At 52.4% G+C, this 1533-nt stretch carries 3 protein-coding genes; all 3 read right to left on the minus strand.

Translation table 11 applies throughout. The annotated features are described in order from the left end of the window. Window positions 1-241, minus strand: a 241-nt coding sequence (locus B5F17_RS14405) for a hypothetical protein (RefSeq protein ID WP_143287765.1), incomplete at its 3' end; no start/stop codon positions are given. 188 nt (window positions 242-429) lie between these two features. After that, window positions 430-822, minus strand: a complete 393-nt coding sequence (locus tag B5F17_RS14410) for a hypothetical protein (protein WP_087374934.1) — start codon at window positions 820-822, stop codon at window positions 430-432. A gap of 200 nt (window positions 823-1022) precedes the next feature. Further along, window positions 1023-1454 (minus strand): single-stranded DNA-binding protein, encoded by a 432-nt coding sequence (locus B5F17_RS14415; protein ID WP_087374936.1) that lies wholly within the window; start codon window positions 1452-1454, stop codon window positions 1023-1025. Window positions 1455-1533: the final 79 nt, after the last annotated feature.

Genomic DNA, 1533 nt, shown 5'->3' on the forward strand with positions numbered 1-1533 from the left:
TGCCGCAAGTCGGACATGCTTCTACGCTCGAATCGTCGTCAGGATAAATGCTCATCGGCGTGTTGCGGCGCAAAATGTCGCCCTCACGGTCGGCCTGCACCAGCTCGCGCAAACGGTCGAGGCCTCCAAGCTTATCTGCCTCTCGCAAGGCATCCTTGGCCATGTCAACCGCCGTCCGTAAACTCGGAGCGTCCAGCACACACAATACCTCCAACTGGTCAATCGCATCCCGGATGGTCATGTTATAATCAGTCCTCCTTACTCATCTGAAATAATCTGCAAAAAGGTCTAAGTCGCGATGGCTTAACCCGTTTGCATTTTGCTTTGCACACATAGATAATATCGGCCGAACAGTACCCAGACTGAACACAATGTACACACCATGCGCATTTATGGTGTGTATTTCGCCATTCCTGTACGGTCATAGTGTCATGCCTCTTTTTCACCTTTCCACCTCCAATTAGACCCATCAGTACAATCACTGCAAAAGCTGGGTGCCGTCTGATATAGGCAATACATACACTCGGCGCAGCTTTCGATCGCGCAGCCTCTCAAATCACTTATCAGCGCATCTTGTTCGTGTCTGAGTTTTTCAACCAAAGCCTCATATTTAGGAACCAGCTTATCTTGATATACTCTTACAAGGTGCATGCTACGCTCATAGCAGTCCTGTTCATACTCGATACGCGCCCTCTGGTCTTTAATTGTATTAGCGCAGGCTGTTAAAAACTCTGCGCTGGCACAGTCGCCAGCGATCGCGTACTCTTTCGCATTGCGTCCCAGCCGCTCGATCAGCTCATCTACATTTTCATTTTCCGACATTGTATGGCCCTCCATTAAACTCTGGACACTCGAAAACAATATAGCTCTCGGTATAATAACTGCGTCCGTTGCTGGAAACCTTAACGTCTCGTCGTGCAGCTTTCCACCCTGAGACAGGGGCAAAACGCCGCGACCAGCTACACCCATAACTGCCGTGCGGGACTGCGTTTTTGCAGTCCCAGCACAGCGTGTCAATCCTCTCAGAACGGCACATCGCTGTCATCCAACGGTGCAAAGTCATCCGCACCCAGCGCATCCGGATCGACCGGCGGCAGCTCCGGCACCGGATCGCTACCGTGCGCATGATCGCGGGCCTTCTTGGTCTCGCCGAACGTAATCTCGTCGACCTGCACGCCGACCGATACCCGCTTGTTACCGTTCCGATCCTCCCAGTGACGGGTCTGGATGCGACCGACTACAATAGCCATCATGCCCTTGGCAAACCATTTCTGCACGAACTCGGCCGAGCTGCCCCACGCAGCGCAGTCAATGAAATCGGCCTCACGCTCGCCATTTGCATTTTTGCGGCCACGGTCAACCGCCAGCGTAAAGTTTGCAACCTTGCGGTCGCCGATGTACTTACATTCCGGGTCGCGTGCAAAGCGACCCATCAAAATTACCTTGTTAAGCATGCGTCAACTCTCCTCTGAGCTTGTAGATATTTTTGTTCATAGCGTGCAGCCTGTGCTTGTTCACGTTTGATCTGTTCCG

Origin of the sequence: Butyricicoccus pullicaecorum (genome assembly GCF_002160355.1) — a bacterium.
Classification (GTDB): domain Bacteria; phylum Bacillota; class Clostridia; order Oscillospirales; family Butyricicoccaceae; genus Butyricicoccus; species Butyricicoccus pullicaecorum.